Source organism: Variovorax sp. RCC_210 (assembly GCF_041355175.1).
Lineage (GTDB): Bacteria > Pseudomonadota > Gammaproteobacteria > Burkholderiales > Burkholderiaceae_C > Variovorax.
Map to the genome: position 1 here is coordinate 1,190,178 of NZ_JBFUPJ010000001.1, position 21,576 is coordinate 1,211,753.

The following is a 21,576-nucleotide window of genomic DNA, read 5'->3' on the forward strand; positions in this document are numbered from 1 at the left end:
GACCATGAACAGCTCCGCCTACGCCCTTTCCATCGACGCGCCGATCTGCCGGTACGTCGACCTGGACAGCTTTACCGACCTGCTGCCCGCCCAGGTGCTGTCGGCGGAAGAGTGCACGCGTGCCGCGAGCTTCCGCTTTCCGGCCGACCGGCAGCGCTTCGTGGCCGCGCACATCGCGCTGCGCCAGGCGCTGGCCGAATACACGGGCCTGCACCAGGCCGCGCTGCACCTGGCCACGGGCTCCTTCGGCAAGCCGTCGCTGTCGGGCCACTCGCGCACCCAGTTCTCGCTGAGCCACAGCCAGGGGCTGGCGCTGATCGCCATCGGCGGGCGCGGCCCGCTGGGCGCCGACGTGGAGCAGCTGCGCCCGATGCCCGACGCCGCCGCGCTCGCGGCCGAGCATTTCACCCGGCGCGAGCAGGAGGCGCTGGCGGCCACGCCCGCGCATGAACGCGACCGCGCCTTTCTCACCTGCTGGACGCGCAAGGAAGCCTGCCTGAAGGCCATCGGCGTGGGCCTGCTGCTGTCGCCGCAGAGCTTCGAGGTGGGCGTGGTGCCGGACTGCCGCAGCGTGGAGCTGTCGGTGGCGGGCCGCATCCTGTGGCTGGTGCTGCGCCCGGCGCCCGCGCGCATGGACTGCGTGGGCTCGCTGGCGGAATGGCGCCAGACGGAGGCGCGGGCAGGTGCTGGCGTGGCCAATTCCACAGCGAGTTCTGCGGCCGCCGCGAACTCCCCTGGTGCTACCGGCGCCTTCGGTTCTTCGAGCCGCCTGGCGGAGGCCCACGCATGACGCACGCCCTGCCCCTGATGTTCGGCCCGGCCTCGCGCCAGGTCTTCGGTGTGTTCCACCCGCCCGAAGAGCGCCAGGGCCATGCCGAGAACACCGCGGTGCTGTTCTGCCCGCCCTTCGGGCAGGAAGGCCTGCGCACGCACCGCTTCTTCAAGGTGCTGGCCGAGCGCCTCGCGCGCTCGGGCATCGCCACGCTGCGCTTCGACTTCTACGGCTCGGGCGATTCGCCCGGCGACGAGAGCGAGGGCGAGCTCGACGGCTGGCGCCGCGACCTGTGCTCCGCGCACGAAGAGCTGCGCCGGCGCGCGCCGGGCGCCTCCATCGTGTGGATCGGCGCGCGCCTGGGCGCCACGCTGGCGGTGCTGGCCGCGCGCAGCGGGCGCTGCGACCCGGTGCGCCTGGTGCTGTGGGAGCCGGTGATCGACGGCAAGCGCTACGCCCGGTCGCTGCGCGAACAGCACGTGGCGGCCATCGACACCACCTTCTGCATTCCCGACCTGGCATGGCGCCGCGGCCTGGCGCAACAGCCCGACGTGCTGCCCGAAGAGGCGCTGGGCACCACGCTGTCGGCCGCGCTGCGCGGCCAGCTCGCGGCGCTGGTGCCCGAGTCGCTGCCGCTCACGGCGCTGCACGACACCCTGGTGCTGGCCGGCCCCGACGACGAACACACCGCGCAGTGGGCCGCCGACCAGCAGTCGCGCCACATGCCGGTGCGCCTCGCGTACTTCAGCCACCAGCTCGACTGGACGTCCGACCCGTACCCCAACAGCGCCATGGTTCCGGCCGATGCGCTCAACCGCCTGCAGGGAGCTCTTCATGAATGACTCGAAACAGACCCCCGTGCGCTTCGGCCCCGGCGACGCGCTGATGGGCATGCTCACGGCACCCGGCGGCGTCGCTGCCCGCCAGGCACCCGGCGGCGTCGCCGTGCTCATGTTCAACATGGGCGCCAACCACCGCGTGGGCCCGCGCCGCATCAACGTGAAGCTGGCCCATGCGCTGGCCGCGCGCGGCATTCCCAGCATGCGCTTCGACCTGGGCGGCATCGGCGACAGCGACGCGCTGAACACCGCGCCCGACGTGCAGACCCGCGCCATGCACGCGCTGGAAGCCGCCATGGACATGGCCGAGCGCCAGCTGGGCGCCCGGCAGTTCGTGATCGTGGCGATGTGCTCCGGCGTGGAGCAGGCCATGGGCGTGGCCGCCGACGATGCGCGCGTGGTGGCGGTGTCGCTGTTCGACGGCTTCGCCTTTCCCGAGCGCCGCTCGCGCTGGGAACGCACCGTGCGCCGCGCGCTCGCCGCCCCCGCGCACCCGGCGTTTCCGGGCAAGGCCAAGCGCTGGCTGCAGCGCCACCTGCTGAAAAGCCATTCGACCAAGCCGCTGCCCGGCTTTTTCACCGAGAGCAAGCCGGCGGAAACCAACGCCGCCTGGTTCGGCGCCACGCTCAAGCGGCTGGTCGAACGCAAGGTGGCGGTGCAGCTGCTGTATTCGGGCTCGCTGCATGTGCGCGACCGCGGGCGCGACCAGCTCGGCCCCTTCGCCCGCGAACCCTATGCGCAGGCGCTGCACTACGAGTTCATGCGCGAGGTCGACCACACGGTGTGCACCGAGCGCGGCCAGCAGCTGTTCCTGCAGTGCGTGGGCGACTGGGTGACCGACCGCTGCTTCGGCGCCTCCACGGCGGCTGTAGAGGCGGTGGAGCCAAGCGAAGCCACCGAGACAGCGGAGCGGCGCACCCCCGCGCGTGCCACCACGAGCCCGGACCGCGGCATGCCCACCACCTGGGCGGCGCCATGAACCGCGCCCCGGCCCTGCCCTTCGTGCCCTCTTCCAGCAACCCGCCCCCCCACCGTCAACCGGCCGTCAAGGAGACCACCATGGAACGCCTCGATCGAGCGACGCAGTCACGAGACATGCGCCCCCTCTCCGCCAGCGCACAGGCCCAGGCGCGCATGCAGATGCGTGCCCGGGTGGAAGACAAGTTGCGATGGATGGGGCTGTCCCTGCTGCTGGCGCTGGGCCTGCTCGGGCTGTCGGGCTGCGCGCCGGGCTTCGGCACGCCGGGCGCACTGGGCTTCACCCCCACCACGGGCGACAGCACTGCCTCGGCCGAGAGCGGCAAGATCATTCCGATCACGCCCGACCTGGTGCGCGCGCAGATGGCGCAGAAGCCCAAGGAAGTGTCCGCGGCCGTCAAGCGGCTGTTCACCGTGTCGCCGGTCTACACCATCGGGCCGGGCGACGTGGTCGGCATCATCGTCTACAACCGGCCCGAGCTGCTGCCCAACGCCGGCGCGGTGATCGCGCAGCAGTCGGACCCGACCGGCGTGAGCGTGGCGCCCGGCTTCATCGTCGGCGCCAACGGCGAGATCAGCTTTCCGTACATCGGCCGCGTCAGGCTGCAGGGGCTCACCGAAAGCGGCGCCTCGGAGCTGATCGAGCGGGCCATCAAGGAGTACGTGAAAGACCCGCAGGTCACGGTGCGCATCCAGTCGTTCCGCAGCCAGCGCGCCTACGTGCAGGGCGAAGTGCGCACGCCGGGGCTGCAGATCTTCACCGACATCCCGATGACGCTGTCGGAGGCCATCAGCCGCGCGGGCAGCTTCACCACCGCGGGCGACCGCTCGCGTGTGTCGCTCACCCGCGGCGGCGTGACCACGGTGGTCGACCTGCCGCTGCTGGAGTCGCAGGGCTTCGACGGCAACGGCATCGCGCTGCGCAACGGCGACATCGTCAACGTCGGCTCCCGGGAAGACAGCCGCGTGTACGTGATGGGCGAGATCAGGGCGCCTTCGGCCCTGCAGATGCGCCTGAACGGCCGCCTGAGCCTGAACGAGGCGCTGGGCGATGCCGGCGGGCCCGACCTGCTGTCGTCCGACCCCGGCCAGATCTACGTGGTGCGCAACGCGCCGGGCAACCCCGACGTGCAGCAGATCTTCAACCTGAACGCGAAGAACCCGGTGGCGCTCGCGCTGGCCGACCGCTTCGAGCTGCTGCCGCGCGACGTGGTGTACGTCGACCACGTGCCGCTGGTGACGTGGAACCGCGTCATCAGCCTCATCCTGCCGGCCGCCCAGGTCGCCAACCTCAGCCGCGACACCGCCCGCCGGTGAAGCACCTTCCTGCTCATTTCAGCAACACGAAAAGGTGAACCCCATGAATGCGCGCTGGCAAGCTTCGCTCCCCGCACCCGCGTCCGCGTCCGCACCTGTTGCGGCCATCGAGGCCGGGTGGGTACGGGAATCCCGCTTCCAGGAGTACCTGGACATCCTCATCGACAGCCGCTGGCTCATTGCCTCCATCACGGCGCTGGCGCTGCTGCTGGGCGTGGGCTACGCGCTGTTCGGCCCGCGGGTGTACGAGGCCAACATCCTGATCCAGGTGGAAGACCCCGACCGCTCGGGCGGCAACTTTCCGGGTGATTCCACCGCGGCCGCGGGCATCGGCAACAAGACGCCGGTGTCCGGCGAGACCGAGATCCTGAAGTCGCGCATGGTGCTGGGCCAGGCGATGGAAGACACGCGCATGTTCATCAGCGCCAAGCCCAACTACATCCCGCTGGTGGGCGAGTTCCTGGCGCGCCATTCGAGCCAGCTCTCCACGCCCGGCATCCTGGGGGTGGGCAACTACGTGTCGGGCACCGAGCGCATCGCCGTCGCGCAGATGGACGTGCCGGCGGCCTTCGAGGGCAAGAAGTTCACCCTGGTGGCGGGCGACGGCGGCACCTACACGCTGACCAACCCCGGCCTCGAGGCGCCGCTGAAAGGCACCGTGGGCGTGCCGCTGGACGCGGCCGTGCCCGGCGGCACCCTGCACCTGCTGGTGGGCTCGTTCGACGCGCAGCCCGGCGGCGCCTTCGAGCTGGTGCGCCAGTCGAAGCAGCTCACGCTGCTGGGCCTGCAGAAAGACCTGCGCGTGGTCGAGAAGGGCAAGCAGTCGGGCGTGATGGACATCAGCCTGCAGGCCGAGAACCGCAACCAGCTGGCCGACGTGCTCAACGAGATCTCGCGCCTGTACGTGCGCCAGAACATCGACCAGAAGACCGTGCAGGCCGAACGCGCCCTGGCCTTCCTGGGCACCGAGCTGCCCAAGTTCAAGTCGCAGCTGGAGCAGTCGGAAGACAGCTACAACCAGTACCGCAACCAGAACGGCACCATCAGCCTGGACGACGAGGCGCGCAACGCGCTGGCCCAGAGCGTCGACCTGCAGGCCAAGCTGCTGGACGCCAAGCAGAAGCGGCTCGACCTGATGGGCAACTTCACGGCCAAGCACCCGGCCGTGGTCACGCTGGACACGCAGATTTCCTCGCTGAAGAAAGAGCTCGGCGGCGTGGAAGGCCGCATCCGCCGCATGCCCATGATGCAGCAGAACTCGCTGCGCATGCAGCGCGACATCAAGGTCAACACCGACCTGTACGCCACCCTCTTGAACAGCTCGCTGCAGATGCGCCTGGCCAAGGAAGGCAAGGTCGCCAACGTGCGCGTGCTCGACCAGGCGCTGGTGGCCGAGAAGCCCGTGCGGCCCAAGCCGCTGATCGTGGTGGCGCTGTCGCTGGCGGCCGGCCTCTTCTTCGGCGGTGCCGCGGCCATGGCGCGCAAGAACCTGCGCCGCGCCATCGTCAGCCCCGAGCAGATCGAGGCCACCACCGGCCTGAACGTGTACAGCACCATCGCGCTGAGCACCCAGCAGCGCGTGCTCGACCGCGCCGTGCGCGCCGGCAAGCCCGGCGTGAAGGTGCTGGCCGCGCTGCACGTGGAAGACCCGGCGCTGGACGGCCTGCGCCGGCTGCGCACCGCGCTGAAGTACGTGATGCACACGGCGCCCAACAACCGCATCCTCATCGCCAGCGCCACGGCCGGCGCGGGCAAGACCTTCGTGTCGTCGAACTTCGCCACGCTGCTCGCGGCGTCGGGCAAGCGCGTGCTGCTGATCGACGCCGACATGCACCGCGGCAGCCTGAGCCAGGAGTTCGGCCTGCTGCGCAAGGACGGGCTGTCTGACGTGATCGCCGACGGCGTGCCGCTGGAGCAGGCCATTCACCACCACGTGCTGCCGCACCTGGACGTGATGAGCTCGGGCAAGCCGCATGCCGACCCGGCCGGGCTGATTGCCAGCGAGGTGTTCACGCACGCGCTGCAGACGCTGTCGGCCCGCTACGACGTGGTGATCGTCGATGCGCCGCCCACGCTGGTGGCCGCCGAGACGGCCGAGATGGCGCCCATCATGGGCACCCTGCTGCTGGTGGCGCGCGCCGACGCCAGCGAAATGGGCGAGCTGGTGGAAAGCGCCAAGCGGCTGGCCCACGTGGGCGCGGCCTTCCACGGCGTGGTGTTCAACGCCGTGGACACCACGCAGCGCCACTACCGGGGCTACAGCTACGGCTACAGCTATGCGCCCTCCCCCGCGCGCCGCGAGCCTTCCTACGCCATCGACACCGCCGACACCGTGATGCCCAAGCGCATCGAGCCGGAGCACGTGGCATGAACACGCTGCGATCGGACACCACCACCGCGCCGGGCGCCGGCTCGGGCACCGGCAGCGGCGCCGCGCCGGGCAGCGCCGCCAACACGCCCGTGTACGGCCCCATCGGCGGCGCGCCCTGGCTGCGCCACGCCAAGCGCGCCATGGACATCGCCATGGCCGGGTCGTTCTTTTTGTTCTTCGGCTGGGCCTATGCGCTCATCTGGCTGGGCGTGCTGCTGACCTCGGGCGGCCCGGCCATCTACATGCAGCCGCGCTACGGCAAGGACGGCAAGGTCTTCAAGTTCTACAAGTTCCGCTCGATGGTGGCCGAGTCGGACGCCGTGCTCGCGCGCCACCTGCGCGAGAACGAGGCCGCGCGGCGCGAATGGGCCGTGTACCAGAAGCTGCAGAACGACCCGCGCATCACCCGCTTCGGCGCCATCCTGCGCAAGTACAGCATCGACGAGTTCCCGCAGTTCTGGAACGTGCTGAAGGGCGACATGAGCATGGTCGGCCCGCGCCCCTGCATGTTCACGCAGAAGGACCTGTACGGCGACTACTGGGGCCACTACTGCGCGGTGCGCCCGGGCATCACCGGCCTGTGGCAGATCAGCGGGCGCAACGAGATCAGCTACCGCCGCCGCGCCGCCATGGACGCGGAGTACGTCGCGCGGCTGTCGCTGTGGGGCGACCTGGCGATCCTGCTGAAGACCTTCGGCGTGGTGACGGGTGCGCGCGGGTCGCGCTAGGCACGCCTCCCCTACCGATACGTCGACACACCGAACCACCTCCACTCCTCATCGAAAGAACCTATGCGTATCTTTGTTGCGGGTCACCACGGCATGGTCGGCCAGGCGCTCACCCGGCGCCTGGGCGAGATGGGCCACGACGTGCTCACCCGGCGCCGCGCGGAACTCGACCTGCTCGACCAGGCTGCCGTGGCGCGCTTCTTCGCGAGCGAGGCGGTCGACCAGGTCTACCTGGCCGCGGCGCGCGTCGGCGGCATCCACGCCAACGCGACCTACCCGGCCCAGTTCATCTACGAGAACCTGATGATCGCGGCCAACGTGACGCACCAGGCCTTCCTGGCCGGCGTGAAGCGCATGCTGTTCCTGGGCTCCAGCTGCATCTACCCGCGGCTGGCCGCGCAGCCCATGCGCGAAGAGGCCTTGCTCGGCGGCGAGCTGGAGCCCACCAACGAGCCCTACGCCATCGCCAAGATCGCCGGGCTCAAGCTGTGCGAAAGCTACAACCGGCAGTACGGCGAGAGCCACGGCATCGACTACCGCAGCGTCATGCCGACCAACCTGTACGGCCCCGGCGACAACTACCACCCCGAAAACAGCCACGTGGTGCCGGCGCTGATCCAGCGCTTTCACCTGGCCCGCCTTGCCGGCGCGCCCAGCGTGTCCATCTGGGGCAGCGGGCAGGCGCGCCGCGAGTTCCTCTATGTCGACGACATGGCCGAAGGCTGCATCGACGTGATGAACCTGCCGCGCGCCGGCTACCTGCAGCAGACGCAGCCCATGCGCGGCCACATCAACCTGGGCACCGGCGAAGACGTGTCCATCGCCGAGCTGGCGGCGCTGGTGCGCGAGGTGGTCGGCTACGCCGGCGACATCGACTACGACCGCGCCAGGCCCGACGGCGCGCCGCGCAAGTTGCTGGACGTGTCGCGCGCCAACGCCCTCGGATGGCAGGCCCGCGTGTCGCTGGCCGAAGGACTTCGCCGCACCTATGCGGCTTTTCAGGCAACCCATGCCACCCCCGCCGCCGAACAGGCCAATGCGGTCACACCCCACACCACCCCCCATACCCAAGAGGTCGAACATGTCTAAGCGCGCACTCATCACCGGCATCACCGGCCAGGACGGCTCCTACCTGGCCGAACTGCTGATCGAGAAGGGCTACGAGGTGCACGGCATCAAGCGCCGCAGCTCGCAGTTCAACACCGGGCGCATCGACCACCTGTACTCCGACGTGCACTCCAAGGCCGAGCGCCACCTGCACCTGCACCACGGCGACCTGGCCGACGGCAGCGCGCTCACGCGGATCATGCAGGAGGTGCAGCCCGACGAGGTCTACAACCTGGGCGCGCAAAGCCACGTGGCGGTGAGCTTCGACAGCCCCGAGTACACCGCCGACATCAACGCGCTCGGCACGCTGCGCCTGCTCGAGGCCATCCGCCTGCTGGGCCTGCAGACGAAGACGCGCTTCTACCAGGCCAGCACCAGCGAGCTCTACGGTCTGGTGCAGGAGCCGCGCCAGAGCGAGACCACGCCCTTCTACCCGCGCAGCCCCTACGGCGTGGCCAAGCTCTACGCGTACTGGATCACCAAGAACTACCGCGAGGCCTACGGCTTCTATGCGTGCAACGGCATCCTGTTCAACCACGAGAGCCCGCGCCGCGGCGAGACCTTCGTCACGCGCAAGGTCACGCGCGGCCTCGCCAACGTGGCGCAGGGCCTGGAGCAGTGCCTGTTCCTGGGCAACATGAACGCGCTGCGCGACTGGGGCCACGCCCGCGACTACGTGCGCATGCAGTGGCTGATGCTGCAGCAGCCCACCGCCGTCGACTACGTGATCGCCACCGGCGTGCAATACAGCATTCGCGATTTCGTCACGCGCGCCGCCGCGCGGCTCGGCATCTCGCTGGTGTTCGAGGGCAGCGGCGTGGACGAGGTGGCGGTGGTGACTGATGTGGTGGGCGACGACGCGCCGGCCGTGTGCCGCGGCGACGTGCTGGTGCGGGTGGACCCGCGCTACTTCCGCCCGTCGGAAGTGGAGACCCTGTGCGGCAACCCGACCAAGGCCTCCGACGACCTGGGCTGGGTGCCCGAGATCTCTCTCGACCAGATGGTTGCCGAGATGGTCGCCGGCGACCTCGAGCTCGCCAAGCGCCGCGCCCTGCTGCAGCGCCACGGCTACCTCACGCCGCAAAGCATCGAAGCCTGAACACGGCTGTGCACCGCACGCAACCCCACCCCTCCAGGCTCACCATGAGAACCCTCTCCTTCTGGTCCGGCATCGTTTGCGCGCTGCTGTGCGGCCTGGTCGATCCGGTGTGGGGCTACGCGGCGGTGTTCGCGCTGTCGCTGGTCCAGCTGTCGATGCTCGGCGGCTCGGGCGGCAGCGTGTTCCTGCTGGTGCACTACGCCACCATCCTCACCTACTTCTCGCTCGCCCCGGCGATGCAGATCGCCTACGACGTGAGCTTCTGGGAGGCCGGCGTGCTCACCACGGCATCGCACACGCAGGCGCTGGTGCTGCTGCTGCTGTACATGGCCGGCGTGGAGGCCGCGCGGCTGGGCGTGGCCGACGGGCCGGTGCACCTGCCCGGGCGCCACGACACCCACCTGGTGGGCGTGGCCCACCCGCTGCTGCTGTTGCTCAGCTGCTCGCTGGCGGCGTTCGCCACGCTGTTCATCCGGCCCGACCTGAACTTCGTGGCGCGCGGCATCGTGAGCGACGAGGAAGGCGTGCCGATCGACTTCATCTTCTATTCCACGCTGCCCAAGATGGTGGTGCTGCTGTGCTTCGTGGCGCTGGCCATCCACGCGGTGCGCAGCAAGACGCTGTGGGCCTGGTGCGCGGCGGGGCTGGCCGGCGTGCTGGCGGCCATCGCGGCCAACCCGGTGAACACGGCCCGCCAGATCCTGCTGATCGGGCTGCTGCCGCTGCTCATCCACGCCTTCGGGCGCGGCCGGCGCTGGGTGCTGGGCGCGGTGATCTTCGGCGCCATCGCGGGCCTGGGCCCGGTGCTGAACCTGATTTCCCGCGGCAGCTTCTGGGGCGAAGAGCTCACGACCTTTCCGTTCAGCCAGGACTTCGACGCGCAGTACGTAGTGGCCGGCATCCTGGAGCGCGCGCCCATTCCCGACCTGGGCTGGGGCCGCTACCTGCTGTCGGCGGTGTCGTTCTTCCTGCCGCGCGACCTGAAGATGTTTCCGGACTTCGACCCGCTGGGCTGGTCGGCCATCCTGGGCAACTTCTCGCAGAGCAACCTGTCGCTGCCGCCCTTCACCACAGCCTACTTCGACTTCGGCCTGGCCGGCCCGGCGCTGCTGGGGCTGGTGCTGTCGGCGGCCTTCCGGTGGGTGGACCGCGCCATCGACCCGAACCGCGCGCTGTCGGGCGGCTACCTGGCGGCGCTGGTGATGCTGGCCGCCTACGTGCCGTTCATGCGCGGGCCCATCCTGGGCTGGGGGCCGTTCGCCACGTCGGGGCTGATCGCCGCGCTGGTGGCCGGGGTGCTGTGCTCGCGCGCCCGCCGTGTTCGCCGCATTCACCTTGCGCAGCTGCAAGTCGTCCCTCGCGACCTGCCCCACGCCTGAGTCACACACCATGGCCACCTACCTGTACTACGACACCATCCGCCTGAACAAGGCCGCCGGCGGCGTGCTGAACGTGTCCGAGGTGCTGCTGCGCAACATGCGGCTGTCGCGCGACGACCGCATCGAGGCCGTCAGCGAGCGCCATCCGCGCGTGTATGCGCTGGCGCAGCGCCTGCGCATGAGCCGCTTCGTGCTCGACACGCTGCTCTACAACTTCCATTTGCTGCGCACGCTGTTCACCGGGGAGCGCGTGCTGTCGATGTTCCCGAACTACTTCCTGCCGTTCGCGCTGTTCGGGCGCCACCGCGACTCGATCGTCATCGTTCACGACCTGCAGTACAAGGCCTACCCGCAATACTTCAGCCGCCCCAAGCGCATGTTCCTGGACTGGAGCCTGTGGCGCGCGGCACGCAGCGCGGCCGACGTGGTGTTCATCAGCAAGAGCAGCCAGAACGACTTCGAGCGCCACTTCGGCCGCTGCGCGCACGCGGCCGTGATCTTCAACCCGGTGGACGCGCCGCGTGCCACGGCACCGGCCGAGGCATCGCTTTCGCCTTCGCTTTCCCCCCAAGGCGCACCGCCGCGCGAGCGCTACCTGATCGCGGCCTACCACTACTACCCGCACAAGAACTTCGGCGGCATCCTCGCGCTGTTCGAACGCATGAAGCGCGCGGGGCTGGTCGATTTCCTGGACATCACCGGCAACGGCGCCGCCGACGTGGAGCGCATGGTGGCCGCGCTGGCACCCGAGGTGCGCGGCTTCGTGCGGCACCGCGGGCTGGTGTCGCGCGAGGAGCTCATTCGCCTGTACATGGGCGCGACCGCGTTCATCTCGCTGTCGACCTTCGAGGGCTTCAACCTCTCGGCCGCCGAGGCCGCCACGCTGGGCGTGCCGCTGCTGCTCTCGGACATTCCGGTGCACCGCGAGCTGTTCGCGGGCTACGGCTTCTTCGTGGGCAGCGCGTCCAGCGACCCCTACCGCCTGGCCAAGTACCTGGCGCGCCACGAGCGCACGCAACCGGCCTGGACGCTGGCCGCCACCTGCGCGCCGGCGGCCGTGGCCGGGCGCTACCTCACGCTGAAGCGCGGCGCGGTGTCGTTCACCAGGGCCCTGCCATGAAAACCGTGGTCGCCGTCGGCGTTCGCGTGGTGGCCGCGGTGCTCTTCGGGGCGGCGCTGGTGGCGGTGATCGCGCAGCCCAAGCCACAGGCCGCAGTGCAGGCTGGTGCACAGGCTGCAACGCAGAAGCCGGCGCAGCAAGCCCAGCAACCGCAGCAAATCCAGGCCGGCGAAAATGCCATGCCCGGCTTCGGCGTGATGGTGCATTACCTGCCCGACAAGCAGAGCATCCGCGAGATCAAGCGCTTCGACGTCGAGGCCTTCGCCAACCAGCTCGCGGACATGCGCGCGTCGCACCTCGTGCTCACGCTGGGGCAGAACAACGGGCAGTACATCGCGCCCAATTCCGCGCTCGAGGTGCTGTGCCCCGAAAGCGCCAAAAACCGCTCGCCGCGCGACCTGCCGCTGGAAATCGGCCAGGCCCTGCGCAGCCGCGGCATCGCGATGATCCTGTACCTGCCGTTTCGCGCGCCGCAGTCCGACCGCTACCTCATGGGCTGCCTGGGCGATGTGAACGAGCAGCAGCCGCCGCCGCAGAAGTTCGTCGCGGCCTGGGCCAGCGTGATCCGCGACTGGTCGGAGCACTACGGCCCGCTGGCCGCCGGCTGGTGGTTCGACGGCACCTACAACACCAAGGGCATCACCAGCGCCGGCTGGGACCAGCTGTGCGACGCCTCGCGCAGCGGCGCCGCCAACCGGCTGCTGGCCTTCAACGCCGGCGAAGGCCCGGAGCGCTTCGCCCTCAAGTCGGCGCCCTGCCAGAACCTGATGGCCGGCGAGTACATGGAGCCGCCCGAACGCCCGGTGGCCGCGCCGTCGGAGCTGATGTTCCACGTGCTCACGCCGCTCACCGCCACCTGGGGCCACGACGGGCCGCCGCGCTTCACGCCCGCGCAGCTGCGCAACTGGATGTCCGAGGCGGCCACCGCGCGCGGCCTGTTCACGCTGGAAATGCCCATCGACGCCACCGGCCGCTTCCTGCCGTCGCAGGTCGCGCTGGTGCGCGGCGTGACGGCGCGCAAGCCCTGAGCACCGAACGCCCACCGGCCCACCGAATTCGACTTCCGCTGTCACACCCTTTCATCACTCCTCACCCAACGCCATGAAATCCTCCCTGCCCTTCATCGTCGTGGAAGACCGCCAGAACAAGACGCTCGCGCTGTGCCGCGAATCGGCCGTGCTCGCAGGGGAGCAACTGTTCGTGCTCGCCCAGACCGATGCCGGCGCGAGCTACGAGCGCTTCTGCAAGTCGTACGTGCACCTGTCGAGCAACTCGCCCGAGTTCGAGAAGATCTGCTTTCGCCGCTACTTTCTTCTTGCGCAGTTTCTGGAATCCAACCCCGAAGTGCGCGAGTTCGTGCTCATCGACAGCGACGTGCTGCTGTTCCAGGGCGCCTCGGCGCACATCGCCCACCTGGTCGGGCGGGCCGACTTCTCGGGCTCGGCGACGCAGGCCGGTGACGGCTGGAACCCCTGCCAGATTTCCCCGCACGTGAGCTACTGGAGCGCCAGCGGCCTGCGCCGCTTCGTGGCCTACGTGCTCGACAGCTACGCCACGCCCTCGGGCCGGCGCAAGCTGCGCGAAATCGCGGCGCGCTTCGCGGCGCGCGGCGTGCGCGGCGGCGTGTCTGACATGACGCTGCTGTACCTCTGGGCGCGCACCACGGGCAACGACGCGCCCATCAACCGCCAGCTCGACGCCACCGTCATCGACCACAACATCAACGGCGGCCAGAACCTGGTGCCGCGCGAGTTCAAGGTTCGCGGCGGCGCAAAGCGCGTGGCCTACCGCGACGGCAAGGCCTGGCTCACCACCGAAGGCGGCGAGGCCACGCGCGTGGTGGCGCTGCACTTCCAGGGCAGCGCCAAGATGGCCATGCCCTATGCGCTGCGCGGCCACATGCACACCGTGGCGGCCGTGACCTACGCGCTGCAGATGGCACGCAGCGCGAAGAACAAGGCCTTCAGGGCCGCCACCTTCGCGCGCCGGCTGCTCGACACGCGCAGCGTGGCCCACGCCCCGTCCGGCAAGTGATGCCTGGAGCCGCGCGATGAAGCCCTTCAGCCCGTCACTCGCCCTGCCAGGCGCACGCATGGCCTGGATCTCCGGCCTGGGTGCGCTGGCCTCGCGGCTGTACGTGTACCTGTCGGGCTTCCTGGCCGTGTTCCTGATGGCGGCGACCATTTCGCCGGCGCGCTTCGGCGAGTACTCCATCTACCAGTCGGTCATCGAGGTGGCGCTGGTGCTGGGCACGCTGGGCAGCTCGCTGCTGTTCTCGCGCAACGCGGCCAGCGTGCCGCCGGGCGTGACGCGCGGCGACGTGGTGCGCACGCTGTGCATCGGGCTGCCGCTGGCCACGGTGCTGGTCACCATCGTGCTCACCGTGCAGCGCCTGCCGGTGGGCGACGCGCCCTTCCTGCTGGTGGTGGCCACGCTGGCGGTGTTCGCCTTCAACAGCCTGCGGCTGTCGTTCAGCCGCGGGCTGGGGCATGCGGGGCTGCTCAACCTGGAGGCGGGCATTCGCTCGACCATCCTGGTGGCGGGCGTGGGCCTGTGCGCGGCGCTGAAGTTCGACCTGGGCGTGGCGCACCTGCTGCTCATCAACCTGTTCGCGCTGGTGGTGGTGTGCGCGGCCATCGGCCTGCCGGGCAACGGCGCGGCGCCGCCGGCCGGGCGGCACGCCATCGGCTTGCTGCAGCAAGGCACGGCCACGCTGTATTCGCTGCTGATGTTCCTGCTGCGCAAGTCCGACCTGCTGGTGGTGGCGTACTTCATGCCGCTGAGCTACGTGGGCGCGTTCAAGCTGGCGTTTCTTCTGGCGGAGGCGCCTTCGCAGTTCGTGCAGGCCTTCCTGTTCACCAAGACCCGCGCGATGCTGGAGGCCGACCCGAAGCACTTCGGCACCGCGCAACTGGGGCTGGCGCGCCATTCGTTCCTGCTGGGGTGCGCCCTGTTCGTGGGGCTGGGCTGCGTCATGGCGGTGGCCGCGCCGCTGCTGAAGCTGGGCGAAGAGGCCCGCAGCATCTTCCTGTGCATTGCGCCGTACTTCCTGCTGCGCACCTACACGATCCACCACGAGATGGTGCTGTCGCTGAAGACCTCCATGGGCTCGCTCGGGCGCTGGGCGCTGCTGGAGGTGGCGCTGCGCTTTCTTTCCTACGGCGTGGTCATCGTGCTGTTTCCGGGCAAGCCGCACTACGTGTTCCTGCTGGCCTGCGTGTCGGACTTCGTGCTCTACGAGACACGCATGCGCCTGGTGTTCGGTTTCTTCCCCATTTACCGCCTGCTTCGCATGAGGTCGACACCGTGAAAATCCTTCTCTACTCGATGAACTTCACGCCCGAGCTGGCCGGCATCGGCAAGTACTCGGGGGAAATGGCGCAATGGCTGCACGCGCGCGGCCACGACGTGCGCGTGATTGCCGCGCCGCCCTTCTTTCCGCAGTGGTCGGTGTTCGACGGCTACTCGGCCTGGCGCTACCGCAAGACGGTGTGGAACGGCATCACCGTGTGGCGCGCGCCCACCTGGGTGCCGAAGAAGCCACGCACGCTGGCGCGCATGGCGCACCTGTTCTCCTTCATGCTGTCGAGCATTCCGCTGCTGGTGGCGCAGATGCGCTGGAAGCCCGACGTGGTGTTCGTGGTGGAGCCGCCGCTGTTCTGCGCGCCCTCGGTGCTGTTCTTCTCGAAGCTGGTGGGCATCAAGTCGTGGCTGCACATCCAGGACTACGAGGTGGACGCCGCCTTCGGCCTGGGCCTGCTGAGCGGGCAGCGCGTGCAGCGCTTCGCGCGCTCGGCCGAGCACTGGCTGCTGAGCAAGTTCAGCCGCGTGTCCACCATTTCCAGCGCCATGGTCGACAAGGCCAGGGGCAAGGGCGTGGCCGAAGGCCGCGTGGTGCTGTTCCCGAACTGGGTGGACGTGAAGTCGATCCACCCCGCGCCGCGCAACACCTCGCCCGACGGCTACCGCGCGATGCTGGGCATTCCGGAAGACGCGGTGGTCGTCCTGTATTCGGGCAGCCTGGGCAGCAAGCAGGGCATCGAGCTGCTGGCCGAGGCGGCGGCGCTGCTGGCGTGCTCGCACGACATCCACTTCGTGTTCTGCGGCAACGGCCCGAGCCGCGAGTCACTGAAAGACGCGTGCGTGCGGCTGGCCAACGTGCACTTTCTGGACCTGCAGCCGTTCGAGCGCCTGAACGAGCTGCTGGGCATGGCCGACATCCACGTGCTGCCGCAGCGCGCCGACGCGGCCGACCTGGTCATGCCCTCCAAGCTGGGCGGCATGCTGGCCAGCGGGCGCGCCGTGATCGTGACCGCGCATGCCGGCACCGAGCTGAGCAACGTGGTCTCGGGCCGCGGCGTGGTGGTGGCGCCCGGCGACGCGGCGGCGCTGGCCGATGCGATCGAGCAGCTCGCCATGTCGCGCCAGACGCGCGAGGAAATGGGTGCGGCCGGCCGGCGCTTCGCCGAGTCCGCGCTCGACCAGGACGCCATCCTGCAGCGGCTGGAGCACGAGCTGCAGCGCTGCGTGGCCGTCGGCTGACCCCGTCACCCCTTCACGTACCCACGGAGCACCGACCATGAGCCTGCCGAACAAGATCCTCGTGACCGGCGGCGCCGGCTTCATCGGCAGCCACACCTGCGTGGCGCTGATCGAGGCCGGCTACCAGCCGGTGGTGCTCGACACCCTGGTCAACAGCGACGCGCGCTCGCTGCACCGGGTGGGCTGCATCACGGGCGTGACGCCGTTGCTGGTGCGCGCCGACGTGCGCGACCCCGCGGCGCTGGACCGCGTGCTGGCCGACCCCGCCATTCGCGCGGTGGTGCACCTGGCGGGCCTGAAGGCCGTCGGCGAATCGGTGGCCGACCCGGTGAGCTACTACGACGTGAACCTGGCCGGCACGCTGGCGCTGGTGCAGGCCATGGCGCGCGCCAGCGTGCGCACGCTGGTGTTCTCCTCTTCGGCCACGGTGTATGGCGACGCGCAGCATTCCCCTATTCCAGAGAGTGCGCCTTGCGCTGCAGTGAACCCCTACGGCCGCACCAAGGCCATGGTGGAAAGCGTGCTGGCCGACCTGGCGCACGCCGACCCGCGCTGGGGCATTGCCTGCCTGCGCTACTTCAACCCCGTGGGCGCGCACGAAAGCGGCCTGCTCGGCGAGCGCCCGCACGGCCCGCCCAACAACCTCATGCCCTACATCTCGCAGGTGGCCGTGGGCGAACGCGAGCACCTGGTGGTGCACGGCACCGACTACGACACCGTCGACGGCACCGGCGTGCGTGACTACGTGCACGTGATGGACGTGGCCGAAGGCCATGTGGCCGCGCTGCGCCATGCCACGCACACGCCCGGCATCCTCATGAGCAACCTGGGCACCGGCCGCGGTGCCTCGGTGCTGGAGGTGGTGGCCGCCTTCGAGCGCGCGAGCGGACGGCGCATCGCCACCCACCTGGGCCCGCGCCGCCCCGGCGACGCGCCGGCCTACTGGGCAGACGCACGCGGCGCGCTCGACGTGCTCGGCTGGCACGCGCAGCGCGACCTCGACCAGATGTGCGCCGACAGCTGGCGCTGGCAGGCGTCGAACCCGCACGGCTTCGACGACCCGGTGCCGACGCACATGCAGCCGCATCTTCAGCCTCACCTGCAGCCGCATCTGCAGCCGCATCTGCAGCCCCATACACAGCCCCACGCGCATCCCGAGTGGGCTCCCGATGCCGGGCTCGTCCCCGTCTTCGCCGCGGACATGCCGCGCTTCCACACCTCCAACCTGGGGCACTCCAATGTCTGACAACGCATCTCCCTCCTTCGGTGAACAGAACGACGGCCGCTCGGGGTATCCGCCGGGCATTCTTCCGCCGGCCGCGCCGCTGTGGCCCGGCTTTTTGACCGGGCAGCAGGACGCCCCCGTGCGCGTGCTGCTGGTCGACGACGACGAGTTCATGCGCCGCGTGATCGCGCAGGAGCTGCTGTCGGACCTGCGCATCCAGCTCGAAGGCCAGGCCGGCAGCCTGCGCGACGGCCGCCGGCTCATCGCCACGCACGCCTTCGACGTGCTCATGGTCGACCTGCGCCTGGGCGACGGCACCGGCTTCGACCTGATCCGCGAGGCCAGCAAGCTCAACAGCGCGGCCGAGATCATCGTCATCACCGCGCTGGAGGACGAGGCCCACGTGCTGCAGGCCTTCGAGCTCGGCGCCACCGGCTACCTGCTGAAGGACGCGTGGCTGCAGAGCTTTGCGCAGGCCGTGCTGCAGGTGGTGAACGGCGGCGCGGCCATCACGCCGCGGCTGGCGCGCCGCCTGCTGGCCCGCCTGAGCCACCGGCCCGCCGGCGCGCCGCCCGCGGTGGAGGCGCCCCAGCGCGAGGCCACGCTCACCGCGCGCGAGTGCGAGGTGCTGCGCTTCGTGGCGCGTGGGCATGTCACCGAAGAAATCGGTACCAAGCTGGGCATCTCGGGGCAGACCGTCAACGCCCACATCAAGAACATCTACAAGAAATTGCACGTGCATTCGCGTGCGCAGGCCGTGAGCTACGCGGCGTATTCGGGGCTCATCTGAAGCGCCCGAAACCCTTTTCGTTTCCCTTCACCTGTCACACCCACCCCCCTTTTTCCTGGCGATCATGAACAACACACTCATTCATCCCGTGGTTCTTTGCGGCGGCAGCGGCACCCGCCTGTGGCCCCTTTCGCGCAAGGCGCTGCCCAAGCAGTTCGCGCCGCTGGTGGGCGGCAAGAGCCTGCTGCAGATGACGCTGGAGCGCCTGCGCGTGCTGAACCCCGACATCACGTGCATCGCGTCCGAAGACCACCGCTTCATGGTGAAGGAAACCGTGGAGGCCGCGCAGACCACCGGCCGGCAGATCCTGGAGCCGATGGCGCGCAACACCGCCGCCGCCATGGCCTCGGCCGCGCTGCTGGCCGCGCCCGACGACCTGCTGCTGTTCGCGCCGTCGGACCACCACATTCCCGATGCCGAGCTGTTCGCGCGCACCGTGCGCGCCGGCATCGACGCCGCGCTGGCCGGAAAAATCGTCACCTTCGGCGTGGTGCCCAGCTTTCCGAGCACGGCCTACGGCTACATCGAGGCCGGCCAGCCTTCGGGCGACGGCCACAGCCAGGCCGTGGTGCGCTTTGTTGAAAAGCCCACCGCTGCCGTCGCCGAAACGCTGCTGCTGCACGGCGGCTACAGCTGGAACGCCGGCATCTTCCTGGTGCAGGCGCGCACGCTGGTGGCGGCGCTGCGCGGGCATGCGCCCGACATCCTGCTGGCCTGCGAGCGCGCGACCGACGCCGCGACCACCGACGGCAGCTTTCTGCGGCTGGACCAGGCGGCCTTCCAGGCGTGCCGCAGCGACAGCATCGACTACGCCGTGCTCGAGAAGCACAAGGACATTGCCGTCGTGAAGTTCGAGGGCCTGTGGAGCGACGTGGGCAGCTGGAACGCCGTGGCCACCCTGCACCCGGCCGACGAGACCGGCAACCGCCTGAGCGGCAAGGCCAGCGCGCTGAATTCGCGCAACACCTTCATCCACGCGCCGCACCGCCAGGTGGTGGCGCTGGGCACCGACGGGCTCATCATCGTGGACACCCCCGACGCCGTGCTCGTGGCAGGCGCCGGCTGCGCCGAGCAGGTGGCCGAGGTGGTGCGCAAGCTGTCGCTGGACGGCTGCGTCGAGGCCACCGAACACCGCCGCGTGGTGCGGCCCTGGGGCGCTTATGACAGCGTGGACAACGGCGAGCGCTTCCAGGTCAAGCGCCTGACCGTGAAGCCGGGCGCCAAGCTGTCGCTGCAGATGCACCACCACCGCGCCGAGCACTGGATCGTGGTGCAGGGCACGGCCAAGGCCACCTGCGACGGCGTGGTGACGCTGGTGCGCGAGAACGAATCCATCTACCTGCCCTCGGGCGCCATCCACCGGCTGGAGAACCCGGGCAAGACGATGCTGGAGGTGATCGAGGTGCAGACCGGCGGCTACCTGGGCGAAGACGACATCGTGCGTTTCGACGACACGTATGGGCGGTGCGGGCCGGGGCATACGTTGGCGGATGCGGTGAAGGTACCGGTGCATGTGCCGGGGGGGGCGGTCGCTTCAGCTGAAGCGGCGGCTTCGGAGGTGGAGGCGATGTCGGTGGGGACTTCGGCTGGGTCGGGGGCGAGTGCGGCGCTGCATGCGCCGGTGGCTCACTGAGCTGCGGCCAATCAGCCCAAAGAATGAAACACAGCGCGACCGTCGCCCCGACGATCCCCGTCGCGGTGCAGGTCGGCTTTGGTGGCTCGCGCGACTTCTTCGTGGGCATGAAGGTGCTCGACGACGAGCGCCGCGAGCTGGAAGCCCAACTGCTCGCGTTGCTGACAGACGTGCTCCGGCGCCTGCCTGAGGCCTTGGGGATGTCGAAACATCATTTCCTTTGCGGCGTCTCGCAGGTCGCCATCGGCGCGGACGCGCTTTTCACCCAAGCGTGTGCAACCCTCGCCATTCCGCAGCGCGTCCTCTTGCCACAGGAAAAGCACGCCTACCTAGAGGCAGCTGATAGCGACGGCACGCCAGACTTCAACGCGGCACAGCGCCAGCACGCCATCGAACTGCTTCAACTTCCCCATGTGGTCGAGGAGCGGGTCGTCAGCGATTCTTCGGAACGCAGCGACCAGTTCGTCGACGCCAACCTCGCCATATCGCGCACCGCAGACGTCATCATCGGCATCGTCCGTCGCAGCGCGAAACACAAGGTAGGTGGCACCTTCGACCTGATCGAACGCGCCGCAAGCCTCGGCAAACCGGCGCTGATCATGGAGGTCGCCATCGAAGGGGACAAGGCACTCATGTCGCCTTTGCTACCAGTGGGGCAGTGGTTGAATGGGCAGGGCTTTGTCGCTCCTGGCATCCCGGGCGAACTCAAGGGCGTCGGCATCGAGCCGGTTGACTTCGTGACGCCCGACGTCGATGCCTATCTGCAGACCATCGGACGGGAGGCCGGCGAGCGGTCCAAGGCGCACAGCAGCTTGTTCAAGCGAGGCGCGCTGACTGTGTTGATCTTTCACGTCGCAGCCACGCTGCTCGCCACCTTCGCCAACAAGTTCCACGACGGCTCGCTCGCTTCCGCCCTTCTCTTCACGGAATTGGCATGCCTGGGAGCCGGCCTTGGCGCGCACCTGATGTTGCACAAGGGCCATGCGGTGCATGTCTGGGCAGTGACAAGGCTGGTAGCGCAGATGATGACTTCACTCCAGGCCGTGCGTGCAGCGGGAGGCTCACTTGGTTACGCCGTGCTGATGACCTGGGAGGAGGAGTTCTTGCCCTTGCTTCGCACGTGCACGGTGCTGCATCTGATGCAAACGCGACAGCAACGGTGCGAGCCAACCGCGAAGCTCTCGCTCGAAGCACGCAGGGATGCTTACTGCCGCAGTCGAATCGAGGAAGACGGCCTGGGACAACTGCACTACTACCGAAAGCAGGCGAGACAAGCCAAGTACCGCCGCAAGGTGGCGACGGTAGCGTTCTGGATTTTTAGCCTCGGCGCGGTTATGGCGACCTCGCTCAAGTGGGCTTCGCTGCACGGATGGCTCGGCAACTGGGGGCACCACATGCTCGATTGGGGCGGATTCTTCGCCATCATCCTTCCTGTGATCGCGGTCGGCTTCCTCTCCTGGTCCGGCGCCAGCGACCTAGAGGCCCGTGCTGCGACCTTCTCGGCAATGAGTGCGTTCCTGGAACGACAGTTGCCGCAGTTGCGCGCCGCCACGAGCGACCACGAGCTCGATACGCTCGTGAGGGAAACTGAAACACGCTTGCTGGGCGAAAGCCACCACTGGTTTTCACGCCGATCTTTCACCGATGTCACTTGAGCCGAAAACGCCTGGAGTCCT

Annotated in this window: 17 protein-coding genes and 1 pseudogene; all 18 read left to right on the forward strand. The window is 69.2% G+C overall.

Annotation, left to right across the window (positions count from 1 at the left end):
• The first annotated feature begins 4 nt into the window (after positions 1 to 4).
• The 18 genes and pseudogenes from AB6807_RS05605 (at position 5) to AB6807_RS05690 (ending at position 21,555) form a co-directional block, all read left to right on the forward strand.
• Positions 5 to 790 (forward strand): 4'-phosphopantetheinyl transferase superfamily protein, encoded by a 786-nt coding sequence (locus AB6807_RS05605; RefSeq protein WP_371083805.1) that lies wholly within the window; start codon positions 5 to 7, stop codon positions 788 to 790.
• Complete coding sequence (locus AB6807_RS05610) at positions 787 to 1,614, forward strand: serine aminopeptidase domain-containing protein (protein ID WP_371083806.1); 828 nt, start codon at positions 787 to 789, stop codon at positions 1,612 to 1,614. The genes AB6807_RS05605 and AB6807_RS05610 overlap by 4 nt, the downstream gene beginning before the upstream one ends.
• Entirely contained in the window at positions 1,607 to 2,590 is a 984-nt protein-coding gene (locus AB6807_RS05615) for a hypothetical protein (protein WP_371083807.1), read from the forward strand. Before AB6807_RS05610 ends, AB6807_RS05615 begins: the two co-directional genes overlap by 8 nt.
• A gap of 80 nt (positions 2,591 to 2,670) precedes the next feature.
• Positions 2,671 to 3,906, forward strand: coding sequence for a polysaccharide biosynthesis/export family protein (locus AB6807_RS05620; RefSeq protein WP_371083808.1), 1,236 nt, complete (start codon positions 2,671 to 2,673; stop codon positions 3,904 to 3,906).
• Positions 3,907 to 3,949: 43 nt separating this feature from the next.
• Positions 3,950 to 6,277, forward strand: coding sequence for a polysaccharide biosynthesis tyrosine autokinase (locus AB6807_RS05625; RefSeq protein ID WP_286515962.1), 2,328 nt, complete (start codon positions 3,950 to 3,952; stop codon positions 6,275 to 6,277).
• A complete protein-coding gene (locus tag AB6807_RS05630; protein ID WP_371083809.1) occupies positions 6,274 to 7,005 on the forward strand; it encodes a sugar transferase in 732 nt (243 codons plus the stop codon). The genes AB6807_RS05625 and AB6807_RS05630 overlap by 4 nt, the downstream gene beginning before the upstream one ends.
• Positions 7,006 to 7,068: 63 nt before the next feature.
• The gene (locus AB6807_RS05635) at positions 7,069 to 8,094 is read left to right on the forward strand and encodes a GDP-L-fucose synthase family protein (protein ID WP_371083810.1); all 1,026 of its coding nucleotides are present in this window, start codon (positions 7,069 to 7,071) and stop codon (positions 8,092 to 8,094) included.
• The gene (gene gmd, locus AB6807_RS05640) at positions 8,087 to 9,211 is read left to right on the forward strand and encodes a GDP-mannose 4,6-dehydratase (RefSeq protein WP_116907726.1); all 1,125 of its coding nucleotides are present in this window, start codon (positions 8,087 to 8,089) and stop codon (positions 9,209 to 9,211) included. The genes AB6807_RS05635 and gmd overlap by 8 nt, the downstream gene beginning before the upstream one ends.
• A 44-nt stretch (positions 9,212 to 9,255) precedes the next feature.
• Positions 9,256 to 10,590 carry a hypothetical protein gene (locus AB6807_RS05645; RefSeq protein WP_371083811.1) on the forward strand — a complete coding sequence of 445 codons (1,335 nt, stop codon included), beginning with the start codon at positions 9,256 to 9,258 and terminating at the stop codon, positions 10,588 to 10,590.
• Between the two features lie 10 nt (positions 10,591 to 10,600).
• Positions 10,601 to 11,710, forward strand: a complete 1,110-nt coding sequence (locus AB6807_RS05650) for a glycosyltransferase (RefSeq protein WP_371083812.1) — start codon at positions 10,601 to 10,603, stop codon at positions 11,708 to 11,710.
• Positions 11,707 to 12,738, forward strand: a complete 1,032-nt coding sequence (locus AB6807_RS05655; RefSeq protein ID WP_371083813.1) for a hypothetical protein — start codon at positions 11,707 to 11,709, stop codon at positions 12,736 to 12,738. Before AB6807_RS05650 ends, AB6807_RS05655 begins: the two co-directional genes overlap by 4 nt.
• Before the next feature lie 73 nt (positions 12,739 to 12,811).
• Positions 12,812 to 13,744 (forward strand): hypothetical protein, encoded by a 933-nt coding sequence (locus tag AB6807_RS05660; RefSeq protein WP_371083814.1) that lies wholly within the window; start codon positions 12,812 to 12,814, stop codon positions 13,742 to 13,744.
• A gap of 16 nt (positions 13,745 to 13,760) precedes the next feature.
• Positions 13,761 to 15,020, forward strand: a complete 1,260-nt coding sequence (locus AB6807_RS05665; protein WP_116907721.1) for a lipopolysaccharide biosynthesis protein — start codon at positions 13,761 to 13,763, stop codon at positions 15,018 to 15,020.
• Complete coding sequence (locus tag AB6807_RS05670) at positions 15,017 to 16,252, forward strand: glycosyltransferase WbuB (protein WP_116907720.1); 1,236 nt, start codon at positions 15,017 to 15,019, stop codon at positions 16,250 to 16,252. Before AB6807_RS05665 ends, AB6807_RS05670 begins: the two co-directional genes overlap by 4 nt.
• 37 nt (positions 16,253 to 16,289) lie before the next feature.
• A pseudogene (gene galE / locus AB6807_RS05675) lies at positions 16,290 to 17,309 on the forward strand (UDP-glucose 4-epimerase GalE); the annotation flags it as partial.
• Positions 17,310 to 17,490: 181 nt separating this feature from the next.
• Positions 17,491 to 18,267, forward strand: a complete 777-nt coding sequence (locus tag AB6807_RS05680) for a response regulator transcription factor (RefSeq protein ID WP_116907718.1) — start codon at positions 17,491 to 17,493, stop codon at positions 18,265 to 18,267.
• 64 nt (positions 18,268 to 18,331) lie between these two features.
• Positions 18,332 to 19,900: a mannose-1-phosphate guanylyltransferase/mannose-6-phosphate isomerase gene (locus tag AB6807_RS05685; RefSeq protein WP_371083815.1), complete on the forward strand. Its 1,569-nt coding sequence runs from the start codon at positions 18,332 to 18,334 to the stop codon at positions 19,898 to 19,900.
• 23 nt (positions 19,901 to 19,923) lie between these two features.
• Positions 19,924 to 21,555, forward strand: a complete 1,632-nt coding sequence (locus AB6807_RS05690; protein WP_371083816.1) for a hypothetical protein — start codon at positions 19,924 to 19,926, stop codon at positions 21,553 to 21,555.
• Positions 21,556 to 21,576: the final 21 nt, after the last annotated feature.